The organism is Moraxella sp. ZY200743 (assembly GCF_050885545.1).
In the GTDB taxonomy this organism is placed as follows: Bacteria; Pseudomonadota; Gammaproteobacteria; order Pseudomonadales; family Moraxellaceae; genus Moraxella; species Moraxella haemolytica.
On record NZ_CP091313.1, the window covers coordinates 1,361,866 to 1,382,522 of the forward strand.

Consider the following 20,657-nt stretch of genomic DNA (forward strand, 5'->3'; position numbering starts at 1 on the left):
ATTAAGCTGATGCTGTTTAATTTTTGATATGATGCAACTTTAAAATGACTTGGTATTATACCCTGCTTAGATACACCACACACCGCTCATCGCTCATCTGTGGCACACTGATGGGCTTAATCTGAACCTGCCAATCAACCAAGCGTGCCACCTCATCATCGGTTGGCATCTTGCCTTTCATGGCATATAAAACACCGCCCACCTTTAGATAGGGATTGGCAAGCTGTGTAAAGTCATCAAGACTGGCAAAGGCTCGAGAAGTAATAACATCAAACACACCTTCAAAATCTTCAATACGCCTTGCCACAGGCGTGATATTATCAAGCCCCAGCTCACCTGCCATCTGACGGATAAAACGCACTTTTTTGCCATTACTATCAAGTGCAACAACCTGCCAATCAGGTCGCATGATGGCAATGATTACCGCTGGTAAGCCTGCCCCTGTGCCAATATCTAGCACACTGACATCTGATTTATCAGCAAAGGGCAAGTCGGCAATGATTGCCAAACAGTCTAATATATGCTTAATAAAGGCTTCTTTTGGTGCGGTGATGGCGGTCAGGTTGTACGCCTTCGTCCAAAGCAATAAATTATCCAAGTATGCCAAAAGCTGATGGAGTTGTGTCTGGCTAAAAGTCAAGTTAAGAGCCTTGGCACTTTGCTGCAATTCTGCAATAAAGCCATCAGCATGGTTAAATATTTTATGGTAGGTATTGTTCATGACATCATTAAATGGTTGTGGTAAAAGGTGAAGTTTATCAAATTTTTAATTTTTAAACAGGTTTTATGCCATCGATTGACGAACAAGGGCAAATTTTTCATGCCTTGATGTCTCTATAACGACCGCCAATTCGCCCAATAAGGCAGTAGGTAAAACACCTATATTTACTTACCTTACCCTTTATGTGCGTTAATTATAGCCTTAGTACATCATTAACATGCCTAACAACACAGCGAAAAACCCAACTGAATTATCATAAATCTTTTTTTGATTATTTTAACATTAAATGAACAATCATTGTACCACTTTGCCATTATTCCAAACAACAACCGCTAAAAAATGCGATTGATATTCGCCAGTAGTGCAGGGAATAACAATCAATTGCTAGCCCATTTCATCAAGTCCCTATTTTGTCGCAGGATTATCTGTTAAAATATACTTTTTTGGATTAGATAATAGCACCAATGACCAATCAATACCCCTACCACTTACCTCACACCGCTCTTACTCACACCACCAACCCCCAAACCCTGCCAGACACACCCCCTGTCTTTGACCCTTATTTTGGACAGAATCGTGCCGTCAAAGCCATACGGACTGCTCTTGATATTAAAGCCAGTGGTTATCATATCTTTGCTGTGGGCGAGAATGGGCTAGGCAAACGCACACTCATCACTCGCCTTTTGCGTGAACGAGCCAAAAACGAACCGACCCCATGTGACCTTGTATTTGTGCATAATTTTGACAATCCACGCCTACCTATTGCCATACAGCTTCCCACAGGGCTTGGCAAGACATTACATCACGACATCAACAAACTTTGGCAAGCCTGCCAAAAAAAACTTTACCAAAAATTCAACAGCCTTAATTATCAAAAACAGCTTGCCACTCTAAAAGAGCAATCTCAAGAGCAAGAAAAAGCACTCATTCGTGAATTTAATATCCTTGCTGCACCTTTTAACATCGTATTAACTTCCGCCATTTTACATGATGAAAAAACTCCTGCCTTCGCCCCACTAGACCATCAAAAACCCATAGATGATAAGGCTCAAAATAAACTACACAAAAAACTCATCAATCTTAATTTTACCCTAGATGAGTTAGAAAACACCACCAATGATAAAATTGACGCTCTAAACGAAAGCCTTGCCAATAAATTATTAATACCATTATTTGAACCATTACTGAACAAATATCAAGGCATCATTAAAGATAAAAATGAAAAAAACAAAGTTTTAACCCACCTAAAAAATACGCTAGCCGATATGGTCATGTATTCTTTAGATATTGTAGATAAAGAAGGGGAATTTAATGGCTCTAACACCCCTGCCAAATACAGCATTAATGTCTTAGTATCACACACACCAGATAGCGGTGCACCGATTGTATTTGAGGAGCTTCCTACACATCTTAATCTACTTGGACATATTGAGTACACCACCGAGCTTGGCACAGCATATAGCGATGTATCCATGATACGAGCAGGTGCATTAATGCAGGCAAATGGTGGATATTTGATTTTAGAAGCATTAAGTTTATTGGAGCATCCTTACGCATGGCAGGGGCTAAAGCGTGCCTTGCAGTCAGGACAGATTAGATTGTCTAGCCTAGAACAAATGCTCACCTTGACAGGTTCTTTATCACTAGAACCAATGAGTGTGCCATTATCAGTTAAAGTTATCTTGCTTGGAGAGCCAGATTTATATTATGAGTTATTAGAATTTGAGCCTGAATTTGATGCCGTTTTTAAAATTAGAGCCGATTTTAATGATATGGTCGCACGCAATGTTGATCACGAATGTCAAATGATTGCTAAAATCAATGACATTGGTCAAAAACATCAGTTACTGCCATTTGATAATACCGCCCATGCCAAACTCATTGATATCTTATCATTATATTGCGATGACCAATATAAACTAGATTTACATAGCGACCGATTAACCCAACTTTTACTAGAAAGTCATCGTAACGCATTATTAGACAAACAAAAAGTCATTACCGACAAACACATCAAAAGCACCCTAAATGACATAAAAGATAGGCTTGGGCTACTAAAAGAGCTGTATTGGCAAGAAATCAAAAATGGACAGCAACTCATTAGCACCACAGGAACAAAAGTTGGACAAGTTAACGCTTTAACTGTGATTAGCTATGCTGATAGCGAGTTTGGAATGCCAGCTCGCCTAACCGCTGTTATCGCCCCTAAGTTTGGAACAGGCGAAATCTTAGACATTGAGCGAGATGTGGAACTGGGTGGTAGTTTACACGCCAAGGGAATGATGATCATGACCAGTTTTTTGCGGTCGGTATTTAGCCAGTTTGGGCAAATGAATTTTTCAGCAAGTCTTGCTTTTGAACAAAGTTATGGGCAGATTGACGGCGATAGTGCCACCCTTGCTGAGTGTTGTGCATTACTATCCGCCCTAGCAAATATCCCCATCAATCAATCGCTTGCCATCACAGGCTCCATGAATCAACTGGGGGAGGCTCAAGCAATAGGTGGGGTCAATGCCAAAATTACCGGTTTTTTTGAAGTATGCCAAGAGCATGGCTTGACAGGCAAACAAGGAGTCATTATCCCAAGAGCAAACCTAAATAATCTGATGCTCAACGATGATGTAATCACAGCTGTCAAAAATGGGGAATTTGCCATTTATGCAGTGGACAATATTTATGAGGCATTGCAATTATTAACCGATATGCCAGTCAATGACAAAAATAAAAAAGGTAGTTACAAAAAAGGCACGCTGTTTTATCAAGTGATTAAACGCTTGGCAAGCTGGGAGGATAAAGATGAAAAATAAATCTTTCAAAAGCTACCCCACCCATAAAAACCAAGGGCTGTCGCACGATTGTGGATAGCCCTAGATTATAAAGTGGCGTACTACAAACAGGTAATTTAAATGATTGATTTTATTATATTTATTTTTTAAATTTTTTTTCAATACCAACAATAATACCAACAAAATTCAAAGTAACCCCCATTTTTGGCTAAAAATCATGCTCACAAAGCTCTTTTTTTAACCATTCCAAATAGGCGAATTTCTACAACACCGATAACAACGCCTGTGGGTGTTTGGTTGCGATTTTTAGTAGGGTCATCACCCCTTTTGATGGCGTGCGAAAATCGGCAAAAATAAGGGGCTTTTTGTGTAATTTTATGTAACTTTGTTACAGCCCCCACTTTCTCCATCTTTTCGGAAGTTTTTTTCAAAACAGAATTTTTTTATACACGAATAGGGGCTTGGTGTCCGCTGGTGTGGTGTTTGGTATTTTTTGCACGCCCCCCGACTGGTGTTGGTGGTGGATATATCCCCTATGGAATTTTGCCCACACGGAAAAAGTATTAGGGTGGCGGTCTTTAAAGACAAGGGTTTTTCACTTTAAACCTACCCCATCACATACCAGCCAGCACGGTCGCACGGTTCAGCCTGCTGTTCGGTGCTGGGGCGGTCGGTTCGGTCGGTGCTGGTGCTATCTTTGTTGATGGCTATATCTGGGCGGTGGGGCTGGTGTTTGCGTGCTTGTTTTTATTATCAATATATTCACACCTTTTCAAGGATGAATTTAAAAACACACCCTAAAAGTCTGCTAAGTTTGCTAAGTTATTCAAAAAAAGCCCTGTAAGCCTTACGCCATAAGGGTTAAAAACTTTTCACCCATTTGCTAAGTTTTGCTAAGTTATTGGCAATTTTACCCCAAACACCCTTAAAACCAGCACAACCACGACTACACCAAACACTATCAATCCCTTTATCTATAAGGCTTTGCGGTGTTTTACTATTAAGATTGAATAACTTAGCAGATATGGGAATAACTTAGCAGGGCTGGCAGTGGCTGGAATGGTCGCACGGTTCAGCCTGCTGTTCGGTGCTGGTGGTCGGTTCGGTCGGTGCTGGTGCTATCTTTGTTGATGGCTATATCTGGGCGGTGGGGCTGGTGTTTGCGTGCTGTATGCTTTGGCGGTTGTTATATTCAAACAAAGTACCGATAAAAAAACAACAAGGGCGAACGCTTACCCTTGTTGTTTGTATTGCCTGTATGATCAAAGGCGGTTGGGCTAACATTGATTTAATAATGCTGGGTTTAGCTCTATCACACGCTTTGGACGGCGGTTTGTGGTCTCGGTGTCCAGATAGATATAATTGTTATCACTTAACAATTCTAATGCTGTTTCTAGTGTTTGTTTAATTCGTAAATGCTGGGGCGTTACGCTCGTTTGTAGATATGACAAATAAAACTTATCTTGCCCTGTCTCTTTGGCTTTTTTAACCAGCCATTGTAACAGCTTTTCAGCGTCTGTAATATCTGTGGCAATGTCATCATAGCGTCTGCGTTCGCTTGCTGAATAATCCACAATCGCTATCGCTCCTTTGATGTCGTCAGATTCTATGGCGTTTTTGCCGTTGAACCATGCAAATAACGCTCCTAGCCGTGTAGCATTCTCCACCATACGACTAGCATAGGCTTTGGCGTTGTGGTTAATACCGCCTTTTGTTGGTTTTTTTCTACCTCACACCAATAGTCTTGCGTGATTTTTAGAGCTGGAATCGTCCATGCTAGGCGTTTTCTTTTATCATCTGCAGGTGGTAGCTCTAAGAAGTTTTGGCATTTTTTCCAATAAGTTTGCAAGGTCTCATCCATCATAAAATTATCCGTGATAAGCTGGCGATAGCGTGCATAAAAACTGACTGGGTCGGGCTTGTCATCGGTATCAAATCGCATGGCGTGCTGATGATTGCCCATGCCATGCTTGCCAACCGCTCTATTTTCGCTTGTGGGGTGTGGGTGGTATGATTGCCCATGTGGGTGCTGGGCGTGGCTGTGTGCGTTTTGCTGACTGGTAAAAGGTCGCTTGTTAAAAAATGCGTTTTTGGCAAATAATGGGCGGTTTAATAATTCGTGTGCGTTTGTCATGATAAATTCCACTGATACAATTTTAATCATTACTTGGGCTGGTTCGGTCGCTCGGTTTGGCTGCTTTGGTTTGCCATGTCGATAAATCCAGCCATCAGACAATAAAAGCCATTCACCCAAAATAGATAAATGGCTTTTTGGGCGTCTTGTACTTTGGTTAGGCTGGTTTGTTGTGATTGGGCTGGCGTTTCGTTGGTAGCAGTGCCAGCAGGTCTTTTTTGTTGTGTTCAGCGTTATTTGCCATGTTCCAACACGCCTGCTGGATAAGCTCGCATAAAGTTTCAAATGAAGTCAAATCATCTTTATGATGGCGTAACAAATCCATTGCTTGCCCTAACAGACAAAACTGCTCATTTGCCGTGCCAAAATCATAGGCATAACACTCAACATCATTTACTGATATGGTAATGCTTGGTGTTAGGCGGTCATGTCCGATACTTTGGGCGTTGGTGTTGCTGGTGGTTTGGTTAAGATTGGCGGTTGTGCCAGTGTTGATAACTACATTCATGATATTTTCTCCTTAGATTAAAATTGTTCTGTGATGGTTTTAATGGCGACGCTGATGCTTTCATTACTTGCGATGCTTTGGGCGTGTTTGATTGCGTCTGAAAGCTCGTCAAATGCTGGCAAGTGATAACAAGGTGCTTATCTTTGCCATTGGCAAACACACAAGCAGGCGGTAAAAACGCATGAATGTCTTTAAATGCTATCGCTTGGCTGGTGTATGGCGTGTTTTGGTTGCACGGTGGGCAAATATGCACGGCGTTGGCTGGTGTGGCAAGTACAAACTTAATCATCTTGCACCTCCTTTGGCAAAAACACGGATAGCAGGCGTGCTAAATAACGCTACAATGCGTTCTGTGATGGTTTTTGGCTTAGGTGGTACACTTGCCCATTTCGCTCATTGATTAGCTTTACCAGCTCATTCATGGCGTTGTAGATGGCATTGGCTTTATCGCCATGTCCTGCGTATGGATTTTGGGCGTGTAGTTCGCTATGGCGGTGGTATTCGTCTGCTAGGACGGTTAGAGAATGGGATAAGATGGGGTTTGCGGTCATGATTGACGCTCCTAGTAAAGTTTTGAGTAATTTACCCAGTAATGGGCGGTGTGGTCTCACTCTCGGTCTTACTAGTGACCGCTTTACATATTCGCCAACTGGCTTATTTTGTAATATCAACCACACCATAAAGGGGCGAAAATTTGCCAGCATGGGCAAAGTTTGCGTATATGATGGGTTTACGCTTACACCAATGCCAGCTTTGGCGGTGTTTGGGCGTAAAAAAAGCCAATGTAAACCGTTTGGCGTAACGGCTAGTAAGTTTTGAGAGAGACGCTCATCATATTTCACGCCTGCGATTTTGTCAGGTGAAATATTTTTAATCAATTCTTATTTTAATGAAATTTCTTTCATGTTATAATCTCTTTTGTGATTGAAATTTGTGTTTTTTATTGTTCGTTTTTCCACATTTCGCCCCTAATTCGTTAGGGGCGAAATGTTTGGTTCTGCAAGATGGCAGGCGTGGCGGTTTGGTTCGGTCGCACGGCTCACGCCTGTAGGCTAATTAAAATGGTTGGTTGTCATAATTCTCTGGTAAATCAGAGTAAGGCTCTAAAATATCAAGCACTCTATGAATGTCGTAATTTATACAACTTCTTGTGTTCGTCGCCCATTTATATATTTTTAGTAAAATCTTTGAATTAGGAATGTTGGAATCTAGAATGGTAAATAATTCATCAAAATACAGTCTATTGTCCGTGTCTAGCTGTTCCAGCTTTCTGTAACATTCGGTTGCTTTTTCTGTTGGCATGAGTGGGAATTGTTGATTTATATGGCTCATTTTTCATTTTCCTTGTGGTTTGCCGTTGTTTTGGCGTTTGGTTTTGGGTTTGGTGGTTTTTGGTTTTGCCGTTCGTGCTTGTGCGACGACTTGATGAATGCTTGCCGTGCCGTCTAGGATTTCTTGATAACGCTGTTTGGCGGTGGTCTTATCTTTGATGAAATAGACCTTGTAGCGTGAGTTTGGGCTATTTTGCCAACGCCAATCAATGATAAATCCCATCTTTTTTAGCTCGGCAATTCGGGCTGACAAGCTGGCTATATTCATCGTGTTAATGGCGTACTGGATATGTACTTCCACACCGTCTAGCATGGCTTGTAGCACCTGCATAGCTTGATGGTTTTTTTGATTGTGGGAAATGGGTAGCATGGGGTTACTCCTGTTGTTAAAGGCTGGTTGGTTGTCGTTGTGGCTACTGCTTGACTTCGCTATGATGGGCAATGCTGGCAGGCGTGGGCGGTGTTTGCCCTTGACTTTCTAGCCATTGCCAAATCTCTTGATTGTGCCAAACGGTTACAGTTTCTGATAACTTTATTGGTTTTGGGAATTTGCCAGATTTTACCCACGCCCAAACGGTGGATTTGCCAATGGGCAAAAATGGTAACAGCTGGCTTAATCGGCTCATGCCGTCTTTGGGTAGGGTTATTGGTTTGTCTTGGTTTACGCTGTACGCTCCTAGATTGTGGGTGTTTGTTGCGTGTATTGTAAGGCGTGGCAATAAGTTTCTTGCAATAGTGAAAGGGCTTCATGCATGGATGCAATCCAATCAAAAACCAAACAAAAAACCCTTACAGTTCAAAGGCTGTAAGGGTGTTATACAATGATAAAAAATTAGCGTGTTTTTTGTCCGCCCATGCGGTATTGTTTGGGTCGTACAATGCTGTCGATGGCGTGGGCGATGCGGTGGGATACGCCATATTCTGATATTATCCAATCGACAATAGTATCTTTTTTGGGTGGCATTTCGTTACTTTTGTGATTTTCCCAAAACTCTCTATAAACTTCATTGATAATTTGCATTTCTTCGGTGGCGTTTATGACGACTTCGGCAGGCGTGGTATTGGCTGACTGCGTGGCAAGCCGACTTTCAAGCTCTGCTATGCGGTCTTGTAGTTCGTTGTTTTGTTGCTGTAGGTCGTTGATAGTCTCGGTTTGGGTTTGTTGTTCTAGTTGTTCGCTAAGTGTGCCATATCTGTTGATGTTGGGTTGTAGTTTGGGTTGTAGCGTCTCGTTTTCTTTTTTTAGGCGGTCATTTTGTGATATAAGGCTGGATAAATAACACCCATCTAATACCTGCTGTAATTGCTTTCTTAGCCGTGCGATTTCCCTGTACTCCTCCTGCATGGCAAAATTCGGCTCTAGGCATTTTGCAAGTGGTTCAAATGCCAATAAATCTTGTCGCTTGAAATAGTATTCTTTTTGCCATTCCTGATAAAAGTAGCGTTTAATGTGTTCTTGCCAACCACAAATCTCTTTAGTCCCATCAAACTTTGAACAACCAATTTTCTATCACTTTCATCTTGTTTCAGATTATTGGCAATATCATCAATAATACTTGAAACAGCATTCAAGCCGTCCATGTTTTTGATAAAGTCTTTGCACTCGTACAATGCAAAATCTTGATTGATTTTGTAGGGGGTTACTGCTTCGCCAAATTTTACCGAATGCAAATAAAGGCAAATATCATACAAGGGGTTTTGTGTATTTTCGCCAATCAATAACAGCAAGTCGGGTAAGCTGATATAATCTTTTAAGGGATTTAATGTAATGTCTAACAACCCCATTTCATACCTTACCATACCTTAAAAAATAAAGGTGCAAGGCGGTGGCGGTCTAAGGTATGAAAAATAACCGCCGTTCGGTTAATTACTCCTAGCCTTGCAAAACTTTTAAAAATCTGGAATATCCTTAATGGCGTAACATAGACGCATGGGGTGCTGGCTTAATGCCACAAACCCAAACCGCTCATAAAAGGCTTTGGCGGTCTCGTCTTTGGCATCAACAATCACATAAGCAAGCCCCATCATCTGCGATAACTTCTTGACCGTCTGCATGGCGTGTAGCAGTAAATCAGCACCAAGCCCACGCCCTTGATATGCCTTATCAACCGCCAGCCGTCCAAGCAATACGCACCCTATGGGGCTATGTGGGCTTTGGCGTTTGAGTAGTTCGCCATCGTCTGACTGCATAATCTGACAAGCAGACAAGGTATAAAACCCTGCCAGTCGGTCATCATCTATCGCACCATAAATAACAGTTTCGTGGCGTTTTAATAACTGGCTTGCCTGCTATCTGATAAAGCGGTTTAATGGCTCTACACCGCAATCAAAACCGCTTTTATCGTGGTTTTTGGCAAGTTTAGTTATCAACATTGACAAAACCCCTATCAAATAGCGATTGCATGGCTTTGGCTGGTTTGGCAGGCGTGTCTAGGCGGTCTATGGCTTGTTGCCATTCATCGCTGGTTAGGGTGATTTGCGTGGTTTCTTTGATGGTTTGGCTGGCTCTTTGATAAGCACTATCCAAGATGAAATAGCTCATACTCACCCCTAATGCTTGGCTGGCTTGTTCTAGCATGGCTTTGGTGTGTGGCGTGGTTCTAAGCTGTATGCGTTCGGTGGCTTGCATGGTTTATCCTTTGTATGTTTGTGTTGTGTACATGATAGCATAGATATGTTTATGATGTAAACATGACTGGCAATTCATGATGAAAAAATGCCAAAACTTAAAGATGATAACCCTGCTAAGTTATTGCCAGCCCCTGCTAAGTTATTCAATTCTGATAATAGAACACCGCAAAGCCTTATAGATAAAGGGATTGATAGTGTTTGGTGTAGTCGTGGTTGTGCTGGTTTTAAGGGTGTTTGGGGTAAAATTTATAATAACTTAGCAAAACTTAGCAAATGGCTAGAAAGTTTTTAACCCTTATGGCGTAAGGCTTACAGGGCTTTTTTTGAATAACTTAGCAGACTTAGCAGACTTTTGGGGTGTGTTTTTTAATTTTATCATCAAATAATGCAGATATATGAGTATCAAAAACAAGCACGCAAGCCCTAACACCGAACCATGACAAACGCCAATTAGGTCAAAAATGGGTCAGCTTTGGGCGAAAGTGGGCGGGGTGCTTTTGTGGGCGGTGGCGGTGGGTTTGGTGGGCGTGGTCGGATTGGTCGGACTGGGGCGAAAAAATCGGAACGGCTGGAACGGCTGGGGAAATGAAAAGTTATATCATAACCTATAAAAAAAATTGCAGGCGTGGCATGGCTGATAAAAAAACCAGCACCGCCAACCGCCAAAAAAAATCATCAAAGGGCAAAAAAAACAACAAGGGTAAAAAAAACAACAAGGGTAAAAAATAAATAAAAAAATAAAATATATATATAAAAAATACTTTTTTTATATATATTTTATTATTCTTAGGGCTTTTTTGGGTTTTTGCCTTGCTGTGATTTTTTTGGACTGGCACAAATTTTAGAACTTTTTTTGTTATATTATAACATTACATATATTATTTAAAATAAATATCCCCTTTTGATTTATATTTTTAATCATTTTTGGGCGTGCAGGCGTGTTATTTATTGCACAAGCTCCATCATCTCTAATCTATGTACCGCCAATTCGTCCATAATCTCATGTTCTTTATATTTAATCGCCTTTAAAAAGCCAATAAATGCCTGCTCGCTGTGGTCGGTCATGCGTTTGTTTTTGTAGCTGTCAAAATTGCCATGCTTGATTTCATCAACGATATTTGCCCATTCACTCATCATTCTTGTGCGTGCTGGCAATAGATTGGCTTCATTGTACGCCCTTACTGTCTTATTACCCTGCACATGCGATAACTGCAATTCTATGGCTTGTGGTGGGTATTGCATTTCATAAAGGCTGGTACTTGCTAAGCCACGAAAGCCATGTCCAGTCATTCGCCCTTGATAGCCCATTGTTTTTAGTGCTTTGGTAAAGGCGTTTTCTGATAGCGTGTCAGCTTTGCGACTGCGATTACTACAAAAAACATAGTCATCATGTAGCTTCATGGCTTGAATGTCTTTTAAAATCTTAACCACTTGTGGGGCAAGTGGGACAATGTGGGGTAAATTATTTTTCATGCGGTCGGCTGGAATGTGCCAAAGGTTGTTTTCAAAGTCCAATTCAGCCCATCTCATGCCCCTAAGCTCTTTGGTGCGAACAAAGGTATAACACATCACATAAAAGCCATATTTGGTTAATAGCTCGCTGTTACTGCTGTCAATGTCTGCTAGAAGCTGGGGAAGTTCGGTTATCTTAATGCGTGGGTAATGCTTAGTCTTGTGTTCGCATAGGCTTTTACCAATGTTTCTTGGAATGGGATTGTATAGGTTTTCTGCCAACCCCTTTTCAATGGCATAATCATAAATAGCGGTTATCCAGCCAATCACTCTATGGGCGGTGCTGGTCTTGCCTGCCAACGCTAGGCGGTCATGTACTGCCATAATGTCAGGCAGTCGCAAAGCATAAATATCTTTATTGCCAATGATGGGATAAATGTGGTTATGATACGCCCCTTTGCCTCGTTTGAATGTGTGGGGCTTAGTGCGTGTTTCGTGGTGTTCTAGCCACTTTTGAGCAAATACATCAAAACAAGTATCAACCTGCACGGCTTTGGCTTGCTTGGCGTGTTCTTTGGGGTCTATGCCTTGTGCTAGTAGCTTTTTAAGCTCTGCAAGCTCTTCCCTTGCTTGTGCTAAGCTGATTTGTGGGTATTGCCCTATGGATTGGTTGGCTTGCTTTCCTTGATAGCGATAAGCAATAACCCATGATTTAACACCTGTATATCTTACCCATAGTTGCAAGCCGTTCATGTCGCTGTACTTGTCAGGAACTTTGGTATCAATGCTCTTTTGTGTTGGTACTAGCTTTTTGATTTTGGTATCTGTTAAAGCCATAATTGATAAGCCTTTGGGTGTGATTTGTTGGTATTGAAAGAATGTGAACTACAATACCAACAATAATACCAACAAAATTCATGGATAGCAATAGACTATCATAGACAACCAAAGACAAGAAAATGGCTTAAAGCCTAGAAAAACCAAGGGCTATCGCACGATTGTGGATAGCCCTAGATTATAATATGGTCGGAGTGGCGGGATTCGAACTCGCGACCCCTTGCACCCCATGCAAGTGCGCTACCAAGCTGCGCTACACCCCGATTGAATTGCTATTTTACTAAATTTTTTAAATTTTGCAAGCGTTTTTCTTATTTTATCATCAATCACCGACCCCAACTCAACATAGCACTATTTGCATAAAAAACCCCTGTTAAAAACAAGGGTTCATCATAATAATCAATGGCTTACTTAGGTAGCTTAGGAGGTTTATCTGGTTTGGGTAGGGGTGTCGTGTTTTGATTCTCTTCTATCACTTCAAGCCGAACTTCCATACCATCATTATGATGCTCAGTAACTACTTCTTGAATACCTTGCGATTCATCGGTCGCCACCCCTTCTTTATTATCCTTAGGCTTTCTACCCAAGCGACGCACAACATAACTATCTGTAAGGACACGCACACTAGGCTCTTTTTCATCAGCAATGTCTTCATAGATGACCTGCCCTTCACTGTTAATCTTAGCGTATTTAACCGACTCGCTTCGTGGAAAGAAAAAATCCCATGGCGTCGCCAAAAAATGTCTCCACACCAACCCAGATAATTTTTTCCATTCAAAGAATTCTACTTCTTTAGAACGCAACGCAACAAATAACGCCAAAGAAAAGCTCACCATTAAGTTCACCGCACCAATGAGCAGTACACCGATAAAAGATAGTATCACAAGCCCCCAACTTAGGTCCTGTGGCGATAGATAAAATAGCCCATGCACAAAGTTGGCAGAAGCAAAAGCGATATGACGAATATCTAGTGGCAATCCAAGCATATAGCCAATGGTTGCCGTACTGCCTAAGAAGCAACCAAAGATAAAGTTACCCATGATTGCCCCAAGATTCGCTTCAATAAAGTTACCTAGCTTTTCTTGCCAAGCACTTGGTAAGATATGCGACAACAAGCGATGGCGACGGATACGCTCACCAATCTTATTGTAAGCTGATAGATTATCATAATAACCTGCAATAAGCCCCGATAAGAACAAAAACACACCTGCAATTGCCGCATGTGGCAAAGAGAGCGAACGAATAGGATCAAGCTCATGCAATAGATGTGCCGCCTTATAGCCATCAATCATGGGCGTGCCTGTGATTGACAGCCATGCATAAGCAATTAAAAGAGCCACTGGCATAGCAATCGAGATATTACCCAAAATCGCTACAAACTGCGTCCGTAAAATATCTACAATCAGCTCAGATAATTTGGTCAGCTGTTGGGTTTTTTTATTGCCCGAGCCATCTGAAATGGTTGATGCAATAGCGGCGGCTGTCATGGCTGGCTGCTTGGTTGCAACCGTACCGCCTGCAATATGAATGGCAACAAAGCCCAAACCATAAATCATGCTATTGATAAAAGCCCTACCGACTGGAGCTAACACCAATGATGAACCCAAAATTTTTATGGTCGCCATAAATGCAATAAGCAATCCGCCAATCGCTGCTTTTTTATACATCTTGCGATAGCCTGTGCGGTCAGTGCTGATGTAGTGCTCCCCTACTCGGCTAGCATTTTCAGTAACCTTGCGAGATAACAGCTTTGTATTATTTTCAATCAAATAACTAAAGCTATAACGAGTCTTTGCTGTACGCACAATCTGTGCGGTCAATTCAACAATTGCCTTATCACGGTTTTTTTGGTTGTCCGAAACCAGCTCAATAAGCACCTGCATTCTATGCAAGCTTTGCTCAAGTCGCACAAGCATATTGGTCAGACGAATTGAAATACCAGTCTTATAGATGCGTTTTCGCACATTGGTAACTATCTCGTGGCATTGCTCTAGCATGACAAGCAGTGGTGCAGGACTGATGTCTTCATCAGGCGTGATGTCCGTCATCAAATCTAGCTCATGTGTCTTTCGGTATTGATTGACATACAATACAGCTTCTTGGTTTTGTGCCACAAAAGCTGCTGAATGATTCAGCATCTGCGGATAAGCTGACATTAAATCAGGGTGCAGACCCATACCACTAATACGGTATGATAAGATAACTATGGCATTTAGAATATTATTTTTAGCGGTTGCCACTAAGGCTAAGTCTTCATCATCAACATGAATCAGCTCAATTAGCCTATCCCATTTAGCACCATCAATCATGCGTACCCAACGCAAGTCATTGCGTTTGTTGAATAAAAAACTAGCAAGCTCAACAACCGAATCTTCTTCGGGTAACAGTGGTAAAAAGCGATGCCCAATTAGCCTGTTAACGCTATAAGAAAAACTTTGGTCAGAAGCGATACCCGTATCCGTATAAAGCGTTACTTGATTATATTTATTCGTCAATCGCAAAATAAACGCCGCCAGCCCCGAGCCATACTCAGGGTTTTGCTCAACCAAGGCAATCAGCTGACTTATTTTTTCATTGGCAGCGTCTTCATCACCCTCGTCGACACGCAACTCATCAACCAATTGCTTTAGCACTTGGGTTTCAGGCAGTTCTTTTAGTGCTAAGATACGCTGTAAAATATCTTTTAACTCAGCATTATTAGGGTTTTGCAACAGTTTCTCCAAGTTTTTTATTTTATTAAAATCAGCAAAATTAGCTTAACAGTCCAAAAGTTCAAAAAAATCTTACCATCAATGCCAAGTCTGGCAAAATAGCTAAGTATTCATAAGAATATACACATTGTCCATTTATGCTTACGCACAGCATTGGTATAACCTAACCATTGCGTTTAGCATTTAACATCGCTTGAATATTGGTCAGATAGTCTTGAGAGATCTGCTTGGGGTCTTTGTTGCTTGGACGCTTAGCAGGATAATCAACATGATCGGTTGGTAACTCATCTAAGAACCGTGATGGCGTGGTGGTTTTAAAATCCTTACCCATACGGCGTTTTTGAGCAAAAGTTAAAGTCAGCTCAAGCCTTGCACGAGTAATGCCCACATACATCAAACGGCGTTCTTCTTCAATATCATCTTGCAACAAAGAATTGCGGTGTGGCAAGATTTCCTCTTCAACACCAATGATATAGACATGATCAAACTCCAGACCCTTTGCAGCGTGTAAGGTCATCAAGTTGACCTTATTGGTATTTTCCTCTTCTTGTTGTTGCTCTAGCATATCTAATAGCATCATCTTACGAACCACAGCTTCAATGGTTGTGTCTTCGTCATCTTCGGCACGGTTAATGAGTGTGGCGATACTCTGATACAGCGTTTCAATGTTATCAAGTCGATTCTTTTCTTGCTGGGGGGTTTTGCTATCTTCTTTGATATAATCAATATAGCCTGTTTCAATAATCATCTGACGCACCAGTGGCATGGGGTCGGCGTTGTCATACAGCTCACGAGTATAATATTCAATAAACTCAGCAAAGGCATATAGCGTGTTGCTCGCTTTTGCTCCCACCGCTGCTTTTAGCCCTGCGTGCGAACAGGCGGATAGTAAAGATATGCCATACTCTTGGGCAAGTAGGCCTAGCTTTTCTAGCGTAGCAGAACCCATACCACGCTTTGGGGTATTAATGATGCGTAAAAAAGCTGCATCATCATCAGGATTTAGAATGATACGCAGATAACTCATCACATCCTTAATCTCCGTGCGAGCAAAAAAGGATGTACCGCCTGAGAGCTTATAAGGCACATTCAGCTGACGCAACTCAGTCTCTAATACTCGTGCTTGAAAATTGGAACGATATAGTACGGCATACTGCTCCCATAGGTTGCCATGACGCAGACGATGGGCGACGATTTCTTTAACAACTCGCTCCGCTTCATCTAGATCTGTTGGGCAAGTAATCACACGGATATAAGCCCCCTCGCCTTTATTTGACCACAATGCCTTATTAAAGATATGTTCATTATTGGCGATGACGGTATTTGCCGCACTTAAGATGCGATTGGTAGAGCGGTAATTTTGTTCAAGTTTGACCACATGCAGATTAGGAAAATCCTGCTTGAGCAGTGCCATATTTTCAGGTTTTGCTCCACGCCATGTATAGATGGATTGATCATCATCACCCACTACCGTGAAACGAGCAGTTAGCCCAACCAAGAGCTTAACCAGTTCATATTGAGCGGTGTTGGTGTCTTGATACTCATCTACGAGTAAATAACGAATACGGCGTTGCCATTTTTCACGCACCATCTCATTTTCTTTTAAAATACGGACAGGCAGAACAATCAAATCATCAAAATCCACCGCATTATAAGCCCTAAGATTGCGTTCGTACAATCCATAAAGATGAGCAAAAATCATGTCCTCTGGGTCCGATAAAGTGGTCGCTGCATCTTCAGGAGCAATCAAATCATTCTTCCAATCTGAAATAAACTTCATCGCCTTGCCTGCAAATTCACGACTCTCAGAACCGCTCATATTATCACGCATCATTAGTTCCATCAGCAGTCGTTTTGTGTCATCTGCATCCATGATGCTAAAATTGCTTTTTAAGGGCGTATGAATCAGCTCATAACGCAAAAACTGCAAGCCAAACTGATGAAAGGTAGAGACCGTCAAACCACGAGTTTTTTCATTCGGCAAAAGTTTGCTCACACGAGCCTTCATCTCTCGTGCCGCCTTATTAGTAAAGGTCATGGCAGTGATTCGCTCAGCAGGAATATGGCAGTTGGTAATCAAGTGGGCGATTTTTTGGGTGATGACCGATGTCTTACCCGACCCTGCCCCTGCCAGAACGAGCAAAGGACCTGATACATGGGCTAAGGCTTCTTGTTGGCGGGGGTTTAGCTGACTCATACTCTAAATTCTTTGGGCAAAATGGGGACTCATTATAAAGGATTTTGGTAAATTGGGCAAAAGTTTGTACCAAAACTTGCAATGAAAAAAGGTAGTATTTTGCAATATTACCTTTTTTCATTGCCCATGAACAGTTCTGTGATTGCCTACAGCAAAGTTTTGGCTGTAGGTTAATTTTGCCAAACAGTAAGGTGGGTAAGACCAAGCAAGATTGATATTTAATGCCCAATAACATCATAAAAACACCGCTTGTTTAGCTAGTATTTTTTAATTATTTTAAATAAAATAAACACCACACCGCACAAATGCCCAGTACAATGCCCATGCCATTGATTTTTGAAATCTTTTCTTTAAAAGCCAATAAGCCCACAATCGCACCCAAACACATCACCCCAATATTCATACCTGCAAACACCAAGGTGGGGTCATCTTTAAAGGCTTGATGGGCTTTGATATAAAATAAGATATTAGCAAAATTAAGACCGCCCAATATCACCCCACTTGCCAAACTTTGACCATGCCATTTGGTTTTTTTGATAAGCAAATAAGCTAGGCAATAAAATACCCAATGTCACAAAAACAAACACCTTACCAAACGCCACATTACCAATGCCATCAAAGCTCAGTTTCAGTAACGCCATGCACAGTGCCATGGCGGTCATATAATTCACCAAAATAGATTGGATGATGTCAAGGCGTTGTTGACGAGCAAACTTTAAAAATATAGACACCAGTACGCTAGCACAAATAGCAAGAATCAAAAAAAATCATGGTTATTCCATCACACCAATTTGAAATATTTTGTTACAAAATGTGTGATACATAACCATGAATGGATGATTGTCAAAATTTTAGTGTACAGTTTTACACCAAACGAGAGCTTGCCAATGCGGTCAGCTGATACAGTCCTTCACGATATTTATTGACAGGCAATACTTCTAAATATTGTTGAGCCTGTTTGGTTTCGTCTAAGGCTTTTGCCTTGCAGTAGTCCAATGCCCCAGATTGTTGCACCAAGGCAATCAGCTCGCCTACATCATCAACCTTCCCTGTCTGCACAGCGATGCGTAACTTGTCATAATTGATGGCATCGGTATCCTTTAGAATTTCTAGGGTTTTGATAATCGGTAAAGTCGGCTTACCCTCCGCCAAATCATCGCCTAGGTTCTTACCCATCATCGCTGTATCGCCTGTAAAGTCAAGCACATCATCAATCATCTGAAAGGCATTACCAAAGTGATAAGCAAACTTACCCAAAGGCTCAAGCAAATCGTCACGACCTGCCAAAATCCCTGCCCCTTGCGTTGCCATCATAAATAATCTTGAAGTTTTTCCATCAATAATTTGACGATAGTCTTCCTCGGTAGTCTCTGGGTTGTGCTGATGCTGTAACTGCAACACCTCTCCTTCTGCAATATCGCAAGTGCCATCAGAAAATAGCTGAAGCAACGGCAAATTACCAAATCCAACAAGCAAATTAAACGAACGAGCAATCAGATAATCTCCCACCAGTACAGCTGTGGCATTATTCCAAGTGGCGTTAGCAGTCGGTCTTCCCCGTCTAAGCCCTGATTCATCAATCACATCATCATGTACCAGTGTGGCAGTATGAAGCATCTCAGTAATCGCCCCAAGCTCCAATGCCTGCTGACTTTGTTCATCATGTAGCATTCGTGCAGTCAGCAGCGTAATGAGTGGTCGCATCCGCTTACCACCTGCATCAATGACATGCTTAGATACCTGCATAACTAAGCATACTTTGGAATTTAAACTGCCAAAAACCTGCTTATCCATGATGGCAAAATCATCAGCAACGATGGCTTGAATGTCTGCATAAGTGGGCGTAATCATTATTTTTCTCACACTTTTAAAAAATTTATTTATCATATCATAGCCCATATATTTCTAAAAGAGCATTCGTCAAATTCAACCAACAGTTGCATTCATCTGACACCCTCGCATAACTTTTTCTTATGTTTTTTTATTATTAACAAACCAATACTTAATTTTTTGGTATTTTTGTGCGTGATACGCTTGTAAAATGGGCGGATTGTGTGCATAATGTTAGTATTTTTATCTGATGCGACTGCGTTCAGTTGGTAGCATCCTTATCTCCATCTTTATTTCTATTATAAATCCAAGCCATCCTAAAGGTAGCCTTATGTCATTTTTAACTCACCATACCGAAATTGATGATGTGAATATTGAAAAAATCACCCCTTTAATTACCCCCACAGAACTAAAACGCACCTACCCTCTATCAAGCCAAGCCTTTAACACCGTGCTACATGGTCGTCAGGTCATCCAAGACATCTTAGATGGTGTTGATAAACGCATTTTGGTCGTTGTTGGTCCTTGCTCCATTCACGATACCGTCGCTGCTCACGAATATGCCGACAAATTAAAAGTTCTGGCAGATGAGTTAAAAGACGAGCTGTTTATTGTCATGCGTGTATATTTTGAAAAACCTCGCACCACCACAGGCTGGAAAGGTCTTATCAATGACCCTAACATGGATGATAGTTTTGATATTGAAAAAGGGCTTGGCATGGCAAGAAAGCTCCTTTTAGAACTGAACGAAAAAGGTCTGCCTTGTGCTACCGAAGCATTAGATCCCAACACCCCTCAATATATGCAGGATTTAATCAGTTGGTCAGCCATTGGGGCAAGAACCACCGAGAGCCAAACTCACCGTGAAATGTCCTCTGGTCTGTCCTGCCCTGTTGGCTTCAAAAATGGTACAGACGGCTCAATGACAGTTGCTGTCAATGCCATGCAAGCAGTTAAATCAGGGCATAGCTTTTTAGGCTTATCGTCAGATGGCAAGGTTTCTATCATCAAATCCAAAGGCAACCGTTACGCCCATGTTGTCTTGCGTGGTGGCAATGACCAGCCCAACTATGATAAAACGGCCATCGCCTTAGCAGAAAATGAACTTGCCAAAGGCAAAACCAACGGAAAAATCATGGTAGATGCAAGCCACGCCAACTCTGGCAAAGACCCTTACCTACAACCTATGGTTATCCAAAACATCGCAAGCCAAATCCAAAACGGCAACAAGTCCATCATGGGACTGATGATTGAAAGCCATCTCAAAGGTGGTCGTCAAAATATCCCAGCCGACCTAAGTCAATTAGAATATGGCAAATCAGTAACCGATGGTTGTCTAGACTGGGACACTACCGTTGATATCTTGCGTCAGTTCGCCAAGGCAGTCAAAGAGCATTTACCAAATCGTTAATTGACCACAAATTTAGGTTGTGCCGTTCGTAGAGAACCTGTCAAATCATGATGATAAAACCATCACTCTTTCGACAAACTCAAGGCGAACGGCTTTTTGATTACCCAA

Annotated in this window: 23 protein-coding genes, 1 tRNA gene and 1 pseudogene; 4 read left to right on the forward strand and 21 right to left on the reverse strand. The window is 41.6% G+C overall.

Annotation, left to right across the window (positions count from 1 at the left end):
* Positions 1–55: 55 nt before the first annotated feature.
* Positions 56–721, reverse strand: a complete 666-nt coding sequence (gene rsmG, locus L3D27_RS06570; RefSeq protein WP_432480694.1) for a 16S rRNA (guanine(527)-N(7))-methyltransferase RsmG — start codon at positions 719–721, stop codon at positions 56–58.
* Positions 722–1,185: 464 nt separating this feature from the next.
* Here rsmG and L3D27_RS06575 point away from each other — a divergent pair, with 464 nt between their 5' ends.
* On the forward strand, positions 1,186–3,528 hold the full coding sequence (locus L3D27_RS06575; protein WP_432480696.1) for a Lon protease family protein: 2,343 nt from the start codon (positions 1,186–1,188) through the stop codon (positions 3,526–3,528).
* A gap of 200 nt (positions 3,529–3,728) precedes the next feature.
* Here the strand turns inward: L3D27_RS06575 and L3D27_RS06580 are convergent, their stop codons facing one another.
* From L3D27_RS06580 to L3D27_RS06640, 13 genes and pseudogenes are all read right to left on the reverse strand, one after another.
* Entirely contained in the window at positions 3,729–3,938 is a 210-nt protein-coding gene (locus tag L3D27_RS06580) for a hypothetical protein (protein WP_432480697.1), read from the reverse strand.
* A gap of 846 nt (positions 3,939–4,784) precedes the next feature.
* Positions 4,785–5,177, reverse strand: coding sequence for a hypothetical protein (locus L3D27_RS06585; RefSeq protein WP_432480698.1), 393 nt, complete (start codon positions 5,175–5,177; stop codon positions 4,785–4,787).
* On the reverse strand, positions 5,153–5,641 hold the full coding sequence (locus L3D27_RS06590; RefSeq protein WP_432480699.1) for a hypothetical protein: 489 nt from the start codon (positions 5,639–5,641) through the stop codon (positions 5,153–5,155). Before L3D27_RS06590 ends, L3D27_RS06585 begins: the two co-directional genes overlap by 25 nt.
* Positions 5,642–5,798: 157 nt before the next feature.
* Positions 5,799–6,149, reverse strand: a complete 351-nt coding sequence (locus tag L3D27_RS06595; RefSeq protein ID WP_432480700.1) for a hypothetical protein — start codon at positions 6,147–6,149, stop codon at positions 5,799–5,801.
* Positions 6,109–6,438, reverse strand: coding sequence for a hypothetical protein (locus tag L3D27_RS06600; RefSeq protein ID WP_432480701.1), 330 nt, complete (start codon positions 6,436–6,438; stop codon positions 6,109–6,111). The genes L3D27_RS06595 and L3D27_RS06600 overlap by 41 nt, the downstream gene beginning before the upstream one ends.
* 49 nt (positions 6,439–6,487) lie before the next feature.
* The gene (locus L3D27_RS06605) at positions 6,488–7,027 is read right to left on the reverse strand and encodes a hypothetical protein (protein WP_432480702.1); all 540 of its coding nucleotides are present in this window, start codon (positions 7,025–7,027) and stop codon (positions 6,488–6,490) included.
* Positions 7,028–7,205: 178 nt separating this feature from the next.
* Complete coding sequence (locus L3D27_RS06610) at positions 7,206–7,481, reverse strand: hypothetical protein (protein ID WP_432480703.1); 276 nt, start codon at positions 7,479–7,481, stop codon at positions 7,206–7,208.
* Positions 7,482–7,484: 3 nt separating this feature from the next.
* Positions 7,485–7,850 carry a helix-turn-helix domain-containing protein gene (locus tag L3D27_RS06615; RefSeq protein ID WP_432480704.1) on the reverse strand — a complete coding sequence of 122 codons (366 nt, stop codon included), beginning with the start codon at positions 7,848–7,850 and terminating at the stop codon, positions 7,485–7,487.
* A 43-nt stretch (positions 7,851–7,893) separates the two neighbouring features.
* Complete coding sequence (locus L3D27_RS06620) at positions 7,894–8,199, reverse strand: helix-turn-helix transcriptional regulator (RefSeq protein WP_432480705.1); 306 nt, start codon at positions 8,197–8,199, stop codon at positions 7,894–7,896.
* Positions 8,200–8,312: 113 nt separating this feature from the next.
* Positions 8,313–8,870 carry a hypothetical protein gene (locus tag L3D27_RS06625; RefSeq protein ID WP_432480706.1) on the reverse strand — a complete coding sequence of 186 codons (558 nt, stop codon included), beginning with the start codon at positions 8,868–8,870 and terminating at the stop codon, positions 8,313–8,315.
* Complete coding sequence (locus L3D27_RS06630; RefSeq protein ID WP_432480707.1) at positions 8,840–9,259, reverse strand: hypothetical protein; 420 nt, start codon at positions 9,257–9,259, stop codon at positions 8,840–8,842. Before L3D27_RS06630 ends, L3D27_RS06625 begins: the two co-directional genes overlap by 31 nt.
* A gap of 111 nt (positions 9,260–9,370) precedes the next feature.
* Positions 9,371–9,739: pseudogene (locus L3D27_RS06635) on the reverse strand (GNAT family N-acetyltransferase); the annotation flags it as partial.
* A 100-nt stretch (positions 9,740–9,839) separates the two neighbouring features.
* Positions 9,840–10,109, reverse strand: a complete 270-nt coding sequence (locus L3D27_RS06640; protein WP_373628436.1) for a DUF1778 domain-containing protein — start codon at positions 10,107–10,109, stop codon at positions 9,840–9,842.
* Between the two features lie 87 nt (positions 10,110–10,196).
* On the opposite strand from L3D27_RS06640, the gene L3D27_RS06645 reads away from it, so the two are divergent.
* Both L3D27_RS06645 and L3D27_RS06650 read left to right on the forward strand, forming a co-directional pair.
* Complete coding sequence (locus tag L3D27_RS06645) at positions 10,197–10,403, forward strand: hypothetical protein (RefSeq protein ID WP_432480708.1); 207 nt, start codon at positions 10,197–10,199, stop codon at positions 10,401–10,403.
* A gap of 169 nt (positions 10,404–10,572) precedes the next feature.
* Positions 10,573–10,722, forward strand: a complete 150-nt coding sequence (locus L3D27_RS06650; protein ID WP_432480709.1) for a hypothetical protein — start codon at positions 10,573–10,575, stop codon at positions 10,720–10,722.
* 334 nt (positions 10,723–11,056) lie between these two features.
* On the opposite strand, the gene L3D27_RS06655 is transcribed toward L3D27_RS06650, so the two are convergent.
* The 7 genes from L3D27_RS06655 to L3D27_RS06685 all read right to left on the reverse strand — a co-directional run bounded on the left by L3D27_RS06655 (position 11,057) and on the right by L3D27_RS06685 (position 19,159).
* The gene (locus L3D27_RS06655; protein WP_432480710.1) at positions 11,057–12,400 is read right to left on the reverse strand and encodes a tyrosine-type recombinase/integrase; all 1,344 of its coding nucleotides are present in this window, start codon (positions 12,398–12,400) and stop codon (positions 11,057–11,059) included.
* 186 nt (positions 12,401–12,586) lie between these two features.
* A tRNA-Pro gene (locus L3D27_RS06660) sits at positions 12,587–12,663 on the reverse strand.
* A 144-nt stretch (positions 12,664–12,807) separates the two neighbouring features.
* On the reverse strand, positions 12,808–15,111 hold the full coding sequence (locus tag L3D27_RS06665; protein ID WP_432480711.1) for a site-specific recombinase: 2,304 nt from the start codon (positions 15,109–15,111) through the stop codon (positions 12,808–12,810).
* Positions 15,112–15,274: 163 nt separating this feature from the next.
* A complete protein-coding gene (locus L3D27_RS06670; RefSeq protein WP_432480712.1) occupies positions 15,275–17,308 on the reverse strand; it encodes a UvrD-helicase domain-containing protein in 2,034 nt (677 codons plus the stop codon).
* Between the two features lie 271 nt (positions 17,309–17,579).
* Complete coding sequence (locus tag L3D27_RS06675) at positions 17,580–17,798, reverse strand: hypothetical protein (protein ID WP_432480713.1); 219 nt, start codon at positions 17,796–17,798, stop codon at positions 17,580–17,582.
* Entirely contained in the window at positions 17,785–18,069 is a 285-nt protein-coding gene (locus L3D27_RS06680) for a hypothetical protein (RefSeq protein WP_432480714.1), read from the reverse strand. Before L3D27_RS06680 ends, L3D27_RS06675 begins: the two co-directional genes overlap by 14 nt.
* Before the next feature lie 103 nt (positions 18,070–18,172).
* Entirely contained in the window at positions 18,173–19,159 is a 987-nt protein-coding gene (locus L3D27_RS06685) for a polyprenyl synthetase family protein (protein WP_432480715.1), read from the reverse strand.
* A gap of 310 nt (positions 19,160–19,469) precedes the next feature.
* On the opposite strand from L3D27_RS06685, the gene L3D27_RS06690 reads away from it, so the two are divergent.
* Positions 19,470–20,549, forward strand: a complete 1,080-nt coding sequence (locus L3D27_RS06690) for a 3-deoxy-7-phosphoheptulonate synthase (RefSeq protein ID WP_432480716.1) — start codon at positions 19,470–19,472, stop codon at positions 20,547–20,549.
* The last annotated feature ends 108 nt before the right edge of the window (positions 20,550–20,657 follow it).

Bases quoted from the DNA above. Each gene is read 5' to 3' on its own strand.
- rsmG (WP_432480694.1), bottom strand. From the start codon at position 721: ATGAACAATACCTACCATAAAATATTTAACCATGCTGATGGCTTTATT.
- L3D27_RS06575 (WP_432480696.1), top strand. From the start codon at position 1,186: ATGACCAATCAATACCCCTACCACTTACCTCACACCGCTCTTACTCAC.
- L3D27_RS06585 (WP_432480698.1), bottom strand. From the start codon at position 5,177: ATGGTGGAGAATGCTACACGGCTAGGAGCGTTATTTGCATGGTTCAAC.
- L3D27_RS06590 (WP_432480699.1), bottom strand. From the start codon at position 5,641: ATGACAAACGCACACGAATTATTAAACCGCCCATTATTTGCCAAAAAC.
- L3D27_RS06595 (WP_432480700.1), bottom strand. From the start codon at position 6,149: ATGAATGTAGTTATCAACACTGGCACAACCGCCAATCTTAACCAAACC.
- L3D27_RS06600 (WP_432480701.1), bottom strand. From the start codon at position 6,438: ATGATTAAGTTTGTACTTGCCACACCAGCCAACGCCGTGCATATTTGC.
- L3D27_RS06610 (WP_432480703.1), bottom strand. From the start codon at position 7,481: ATGAGCCATATAAATCAACAATTCCCACTCATGCCAACAGAAAAAGCA.
- L3D27_RS06615 (WP_432480704.1), bottom strand. From the start codon at position 7,850: ATGCTACCCATTTCCCACAATCAAAAAAACCATCAAGCTATGCAGGTG.
- L3D27_RS06640 (WP_373628436.1), bottom strand. From the start codon at position 10,109: ATGCAAGCCACCGAACGCATACAGCTTAGAACCACGCCACACACCAAA.
- L3D27_RS06645 (WP_432480708.1), top strand. From the start codon at position 10,197: ATGCCAAAACTTAAAGATGATAACCCTGCTAAGTTATTGCCAGCCCCT.
- L3D27_RS06650 (WP_432480709.1), top strand. From the start codon at position 10,573: ATGGGTCAGCTTTGGGCGAAAGTGGGCGGGGTGCTTTTGTGGGCGGTG.
- L3D27_RS06655 (WP_432480710.1), bottom strand. From the start codon at position 12,400: ATGGCTTTAACAGATACCAAAATCAAAAAGCTAGTACCAACACAAAAG.
- L3D27_RS06670 (WP_432480712.1), bottom strand. From the start codon at position 17,308: ATGAGTCAGCTAAACCCCCGCCAACAAGAAGCCTTAGCCCATGTATCA.
- L3D27_RS06685 (WP_432480715.1), bottom strand. From the start codon at position 19,159: ATGATTACGCCCACTTATGCAGACATTCAAGCCATCGTTGCTGATGAT.
- L3D27_RS06690 (WP_432480716.1), top strand. From the start codon at position 19,470: ATGTCATTTTTAACTCACCATACCGAAATTGATGATGTGAATATTGAA.